Source organism: Streptomyces sp. NPDC041796, assembly GCF_055590785.1.
On the sequence record NZ_JBVJAH010000010.1, the window covers coordinates 333,859 to 340,141 of the forward strand.

Genomic DNA, 6,283 nt, shown 5'->3' on the forward strand with positions numbered 1-6,283 from the left:
GGGGGGGAGGTTGTGGGGGGGGGGGGGGCCGGGGGAAAAAGGGGGCGGGGGGGGAAAAGGGGGGGGGTTGGGGTTCTGGGGGAAAAAGGGGGGGGGTGGGCCCCCGGCACAAAAACCCCCCGGGGCTCTCCCCGTGTCCAGGGTCTCCAGGCGGGCGCATCCACCTGCTCCCTCCCCGGGCGTGGAGCATCGGCTCACACCCACTCAGGTCATATGCCTGAGCCAAGACTGGCACGCGAGCCGACCGGGCGCTGCCGTTCCGGTCGAAAGCGCGTTCCGTGACCGGGGGGAATTCCGTGACGGTTGGGACGGAGGCGTCACCCGGCCCGGGGGTCCGGGCAGGGCATCGGGCGACGGTCCGAAGCCGTGGGCGGGCGGCACCGCCCCACGGGCGTGGGTCAGCGCTTGGCGACGAAGACGTGCGACGCCACGTCGGCGCCCAGCTCCGCGGCCTCACCGCTGCTGCCGACGAGCACACCGCCCGCCGACTCGGTCACGCTCACCACCGAGCCGGGCTGCACACCCGCGCGCCGCAGCGTGTACATCAGCTGGGCGTCCGTCTGGATCGGCTCGCCGATCCGGCGCACCACCACGGTCTTGCCCTCCGTGCCCGCGTCGAGCTCGGCCAGCGACACCATGCCCTCGTCGAGGAACGCCTCGGCCTCCGCCTTCTCGCCCAGCTCCTCCAGGCCCGGGATCGGGTTCCCGTAGGGAGACTCGGTGGGGTGCCGCAGCAGCTCCAGCACGCGGCGCTCCACCGCCTCGCTCATCACATGCTCCCAGCGGCAGGCCTCGGCGTGGACCTGCTCCCACTCCAGGCCGATCACGTCGACCAGCAGGCACTCGGCGAGCCGGTGCTTGCGCATCACACGGGTCGCCAGGCGGCGGCCCTCGTCGGTCAGCTCCAGGTGCCGGTCGCCCGCGACGGTCACCAGACCGTCCCGCTCCATCCGCGCGACCGTCTGGCTGACGGTCGGCCCGCTCTGGTCCAGCCGCTCGGCGATGCGGGCGCGCATGGGCACCACACCTTCCTCTTCCAGCTCGAGGATGGTGCGGAGATACATCTCCGTGGTGTCGATCAGTCCGGACATACGTGCCCCTCGAAAAGAATCGTGCGCTGGCCCTGACTCAATTCTTGCGCATCGCGCCGACAACCGTGCCGCCATGGGGACAAGCCGGTATTGACAGAGCAATGGTCCAGACCGCAACGTGATCCGCGACACGGAGAGAAGGGGCCTGACGCCATGCCTGACACCAGCGGCGGGAGCGCGAGCGGGAGTACGACGGCCGGTCGGTTCTTCGACGCCGCGATCGGTCTGCTCCAGCGTGTGCGGGACGAGGAGGCGCCGAGCATCGCCGCCGCCGGCGCGGCCGTCGCCGACGCCGTCGCCTCGGGCGGCCGGCTGTTCGCGTTCGGCGCGGGCCACTCGTCGCTCGCCGCCCAGGACGTGGTCTACCGGGCCGGCGGCCTCGCGCTGGTCAACCTGCTCGCCGTCCCGGGCGTCGTCGGCGTCGACGTGATGCCCGCGACGCTGGGCTCCGCCCTGGAGCGGGTGGACGGCCTGGCCGGCGCGGTCCTGGACTCCTCACCCGCCCGGGCCGGGGACGTCCTGATCATCGTCTCGCTGTCCGGTCGCAACGCCCTGCCCGTGGAGATGGCCATGAACGCCCGCGCGCTCGGCCTGACGGTCATCGGGGTGACGTCGGTGGCGTACGCGGAGGAGACCAAGCCCCGGCACGTGTCGGGCACCTTCCTCAAGGACCACTGCGACATCGTGCTGGACTCCAAGATCGCCGTGGGGGACGCGGAGCTCACCCACGAGGGCGTCGGTGCCCCGTTCGCCCCGGCGTCCACGGTCGTGACCAGCGCCCTGATGCAGGCGGTGATGGCCGCCGCCACGGAATCCCTGGTGGCCCGCGGCATCGAGCCCCCGCTGCTGCGCTCCGGCAACGTCGACGGCGGCCACGAGTGGAACGGCCGCGTGATGACCGAGTACGCGGACCGGATCTTCTTCCGCCACTAGGCACCACCGGGCACCACCCCGAACGGCCCGCGCGGCGCCGTCAGTCGGAGGCGCACCCCGCGAGGTCGACCGCCGCGGCGACGCGCACCGCGACGCTCTCCGCGTACACCGCGTCCGGGCGCTCGAAGGCGGGCCGGGTGCCCGAGCGGAGGAAGGTGACCACGCCCAGCGTCCGGCCCCGGCTGCGGAGCACCGCGCACAGGGCGTGCGCCGCGTCCCGGGGCCACTGGCGCTCGGTCGCCCACGCCTCGGAGGAGGTACTCGCCCGCACGGACCCGACCCGGTCCAGCGCCTGCAGGGCGGGGTGCCCCGCCGCGTACCGGACCGGGATCCCGGCACCGCCCAGGCGGGCCACCGGGCCGGGCGCACCGGTCGGCGAGGCGGCCGCCCGGACGAGACGGTCGCCCTCCACCAGGTCCACCAGCGCGTGGTCGGCGAACCCGGCCAGCGCGAAGTCCAGATAGGTGGCCGCCGCCTCCATCGGGTCCTCGCACTCCGCGGCCGCACTGCCCGCCCGGTGGAGCTGACTGGTCCGGAACCGCAGCCGGTCGGCCTCCTGCTCCGCCAGTTTCGCGTCCGTGACGTCCTGGAACAGCCAGCCGACCCCGAGCGGGACCGGCTCCTCGGCGAGCGGTGACGCCAGGCGCAGGAAGCCGCTGCGCCAGCAGCGCCGCCGCTCCCCCTCCGGGGTCCTGAGCGTCACCCACAGCTCGACGAGCGCCCGGGGCGCGCCTTCGGCCAGGACATGGTGGAGGGCGCCCTCCAGTTCCTCCACGCCCTGCACGACCAGCTCACCGAGCGGCCGCCCGAGCAGCGACGTACGGCCCGCGCCCAGGGCCCGGGCGGCGTGGGCGTTGACGACGGTGGGACGGAGGTCCACGTCGACGAGGACGACGCCCCAGGACGCGTCCTCGAACAGGGCCTCGCTCAGGGCGATGGACCGCTCCAGGTCGATCTGCGCGTGCACCTCGCTGAACGCGCAGTACACCCCGGCCGGACGGCCGTCCGCGCCCCGCACCCCCGCCGACTGGGTCCGCACCAGGACCCGCCCGCCGTCCTTGCGGACGAGGGCGAACTCGTGGACCTGCCGGCCGGGTGCCTCCATCACGGCCATCAGCCGCTGGTGCACCTCGTCGGCGTCCGCGCTGCGCACGGCCCACCCGGCGAACCCGTCGCGCCCGACCGCCTCCTCGGCGCTCCACCCGAGGATCCGTTCGGCCTCCCGGTTCCAGTGGGTGATCACGCCGTCGGCGTCGAACGCGCACAGCGCGGCGTCCATCCCGTCGAGCAGCGCGGCGAGCAGATCCGCCCCGGGCCCCAGAGCCTTCGCGGTCTCGCTCCTGGACGCACTCATCCCGGCACCCCCTGCAGGACGTGTACTCACGTGCACGTGCACGCCATCGGTCATTCAACTGGAACGTGACTCAGAGCACAGCCGGTTCCCGGAAATCACCCGGAGCGAAAAACCGGTTGTGGTGCGCCGGAGCGCTTCCTAGGGTGTGGGGCACACGAAGAAAGGAGGTGATCCGGAAGTGGTTTCTTTTCGGATGCGTGAGGTGACTGCGGGCTGAGGCCTGTTGTCGCACTCTCTGTGCAATGTCGGCAGGCCTCCTGCCGCAATCTCCAGCAGTCACCGACCCGCGGGCTCGCCGGCACATCCGGCCGGCCTCTCCGTCAGGAGAGCCAGAGCCCGCGGGTTTCTGCTTGTCCGGATCCGGCAGGCCGGGCTGAGTACGTACACCCGTGCGATGTGAGTATCCGCGACGATGCCCGGCCCACCGGCCGGCGCCCAGGATGGCGGGCATGGACGCCACCGACGCACAGGACCCCTTCGCGCCCAGCACCAAGGCCGTGCGCCTCTTCGCCGGGATCGGGCTGCTCCTGCTGGTGTTCGCCTTCTTCGTGACGCTGGCCGTCCTGTTGCGGCAGGCCTACGTCGGCGACGGAAGGAGCGGCCCCCTCATGGAGCTTGCCCTGTGGTCCCTGGGTCTGTCCGGCGTCCTCGGCCTGTGGGCGCTGTGCATGCCCCATGACGCGGTGGGCCACGGGGTGCGGCGCGGGGCGGTGTTCGCGCAGTACGCGCTGGCGGTGGGCGGACCGCTGCTGGCCGCCGTCGACTTCACGTAGGCGACACGCCCTAGGGCGCCAGCCGCTCGATCCGCCAGGCCTTGTCGTCGTCCCGTACGTACCGCAGCCGGTCGTGCAGCCGGTTCTCGTGGCCCTGCCAGAACTCGACCGTCCGGGGCTCGACCCGGAAACCGCCCCAGTGGGGCGGGACGGGCACCTGCTCGCCCTCCGGGTAGCGGGCGGCTAGCTCCTCGTAACGGGCGAGCAGTTCCGCCCGGGAGGCGATCACCGCGGACTGCTCGCTGGCCCAGGCGCCGAGCTGGGAGCCGTGCGGGCGGGTCCGGAAGTAGGCGGCCGTCTCGTCGCGGCCGACACGGTCGGCCGTGCCGGTGACGAGGACCTGGCGGGCGACCGGGTGCCAGGGGAAGAGGAGCGAGACGTACGGGTTGGTCTCCAGCTCCGAGCCCTTGCGGGAGCCGTAATTGGTGAAGAAGACGAACCCTCGTTCGTCGAAGTGCTTCAGCAGCACCGTCCGCGAGGAGGGGCGGCCGTCGGGCGTCGCCGTCGAGACGATCATGGCGTTGGGCTCGATGATCGCGTCGCTGTCGGCGGCCTCCTTGAACCAGCGCGCGAACTGTTCCATCGGCCCGTCCGCGAGGTCCGCCTCCAGGAATTCGGCGGTGCGGTACTGCTCGCGCATGTCGGCGGGATCGAGAGCTGCTGGGTCGAGAGCGTCTGTCACAAGGCCATCCTGCCGTAGGGGCCAGTCTGCCCGGCACCGCGTGCCACTAATCTCCCTGACCGGTTCGGCGCAGTGTGCCGGATGTCACGCTTCCCCGCATCGGGTGAACCCGACAGACTCATGCGCTGGGTCACTGTTCCCTCCCTACGACGGTGAGGATGACCACCGGCCGTACGGGGCATCACCGCTTCACCGGATGACACCCCGGCCTGTCGCAACCTGTCGCACACCTCACGAGGAGCCGCCTGATGTCCGACTTCGTACCCGGACTCGAAGGAGTCGTCGCGTTCGAGACGGAGATCGCCGAACCGGACAAGGAGGGCGGCGCTCTCCGCTACCGCGGCGTCGACATCGAGGACCTGGTGGGCCAGGTCTCCTTCGGGAACGTATGGGGCCTGCTGGTCGACGGCGCGTTCAACCCCGGCCTGCCGCCCGCCGAGCCGTTCCCGATCCCGGTGCACTCCGGTGACATCCGCGTCGACGTCCAGTCCGCGCTCGCCATGCTCGCGCCCGTGTGGGGCCTGAAACCGCTCCTCGACATCGACGTGGAGGAAGCCCGCGACGACCTGGCGCGTGCCGCCGTCATGGCGCTGTCCTACGTCGCCCAGTCCGCGCGCGGACAGGGCCTGCCGATGGTCCCGCAGAGCGAGATCGACAAGGCCGAGTCGGTCGTCGAGCGGTTCATGATCCGCTGGCGCGGCGAGCCCGACCCCAAGCACGTCAAGGCCGTCGACGCCTACTGGACGTCCGCAGCCGAGCACGGCATGAACGCCTCGACCTTCACCGCCCGCGTCATCGCCTCCACCGGCGCGGACGTGGCGGCGGCCCTGTCGGGCGCCGTCGGCGCCATGTCGGGCCCGCTGCACGGTGGCGCGCCGTCCCGCGTCCTCGGCATGATCGAGGAGATCGAGCGCACCGGCGACGCCGGCGCGTACGTCCGCCAGGCCCTCGACAAGGGCGAGCGTCTGATGGGCTTCGGCCACCGCGTCTACCGCGCCGAGGACCCGCGCGCCCGTGTGCTGCGCCGGACCGCCAAGGAGCTCGGCGCGCCGCGCTTCGAGGTGGCCGAGGCGCTGGAGAAGGCCGCCCTGGAAGAGCTGCACAACCGCCGCCCGGACCGCGTCCTGGCGACGAACGTGGAGTTCTGGGCGGCGATCATGCTGGACTTCGCGGAGGTCCCGGCGCACATGTTCACGTCCATGTTCACGTGCGCCCGCACGGCCGGCTGGTCGGCGCACATCCTGGAGCAGAAGCGCACCGGCCGCCTGGTCCGCCCCTCGGCCCGCTACGTGGGCCCGGGCCCGCGCAGCCCGCGCGAGATCGCCGGGTACGAGGACATCGCCGGCTGACACCGACGGCGTACGGGGGGGGGGGGGGGGGGGGGCGGGGGGGGGGGGGGGGGGGGGGGGGGGGGGGGGGGGGGGGGGCGCCCACGCGGTGGGTAGCGCGG

At 72.7% G+C, this 6,283-nt stretch carries 6 protein-coding genes; 3 read left to right on the forward strand and 3 right to left on the reverse strand.

Features of this window, described 5'->3' with window-relative positions; all coding sequences use genetic code 11:
- Nucleotides 1-398: 398 nt before the first annotated feature.
- Nucleotides 399-1,091 carry a metal-dependent transcriptional regulator gene (locus ACZ6C1_RS22530; RefSeq protein ID WP_469242975.1) on the reverse strand — a complete coding sequence of 231 codons (693 nt, stop codon included), beginning with the start codon at nucleotides 1,089-1,091 and terminating at the stop codon, nucleotides 399-401.
- A 153-nt stretch (nucleotides 1,092-1,244) separates the two neighbouring features.
- Between ACZ6C1_RS22530 and ACZ6C1_RS22535 the strand changes: the two genes are divergently transcribed.
- Nucleotides 1,245-2,024: an SIS domain-containing protein gene (locus ACZ6C1_RS22535; RefSeq protein ID WP_469242976.1), complete on the forward strand. Its 780-nt coding sequence runs from the start codon at nucleotides 1,245-1,247 to the stop codon at nucleotides 2,022-2,024.
- 40 nt (nucleotides 2,025-2,064) lie between these two features.
- Here the strand turns inward: ACZ6C1_RS22535 and ACZ6C1_RS22540 are convergent, their stop codons facing one another.
- Entirely contained in the window at nucleotides 2,065-3,378 is a 1,314-nt protein-coding gene (locus tag ACZ6C1_RS22540) for a PAS domain-containing protein (RefSeq protein WP_469242977.1), read from the reverse strand.
- Between the two features lie 449 nt (nucleotides 3,379-3,827).
- Between ACZ6C1_RS22540 and ACZ6C1_RS22545 the strand changes: the two genes are divergently transcribed.
- Nucleotides 3,828-4,151: a hypothetical protein gene (locus ACZ6C1_RS22545; RefSeq protein ID WP_469242978.1), complete on the forward strand. Its 324-nt coding sequence runs from the start codon at nucleotides 3,828-3,830 to the stop codon at nucleotides 4,149-4,151.
- Between the two features lie 10 nt (nucleotides 4,152-4,161).
- On the opposite strand, the gene pdxH is transcribed toward ACZ6C1_RS22545, so the two are convergent.
- Nucleotides 4,162-4,833, reverse strand: a complete 672-nt coding sequence (gene pdxH, locus ACZ6C1_RS22550) for a pyridoxamine 5'-phosphate oxidase (RefSeq protein ID WP_469242979.1) — start codon at nucleotides 4,831-4,833, stop codon at nucleotides 4,162-4,164.
- Nucleotides 4,834-5,081: 248 nt separating this feature from the next.
- On the opposite strand from pdxH, the gene ACZ6C1_RS22555 reads away from it, so the two are divergent.
- On the forward strand, nucleotides 5,082-6,182 hold the full coding sequence (locus ACZ6C1_RS22555) for a citrate synthase 2 (RefSeq protein ID WP_469242980.1): 1,101 nt from the start codon (nucleotides 5,082-5,084) through the stop codon (nucleotides 6,180-6,182).
- Nucleotides 6,183-6,283: the final 101 nt, after the last annotated feature.

What these genes read in the sequence shown, in the direction of transcription:
- ACZ6C1_RS22530 (WP_469242975.1), bottom strand. Translation starts at nt 1,091, where the DNA reads ATGTCCGGACTGATCGACACCACGGAGATGTATCTCCGCACCATCCTC.
- ACZ6C1_RS22535 (WP_469242976.1), top strand. Translation starts at nt 1,245, where the DNA reads ATGCCTGACACCAGCGGCGGGAGCGCGAGCGGGAGTACGACGGCCGGT.
- ACZ6C1_RS22540 (WP_469242977.1), bottom strand. Translation starts at nt 3,378, where the DNA reads ATGAGTGCGTCCAGGAGCGAGACCGCGAAGGCTCTGGGGCCCGGGGCG.
- ACZ6C1_RS22545 (WP_469242978.1), top strand. Translation starts at nt 3,828, where the DNA reads ATGGACGCCACCGACGCACAGGACCCCTTCGCGCCCAGCACCAAGGCC.
- ACZ6C1_RS22555 (WP_469242980.1), top strand. Translation starts at nt 5,082, where the DNA reads ATGTCCGACTTCGTACCCGGACTCGAAGGAGTCGTCGCGTTCGAGACG.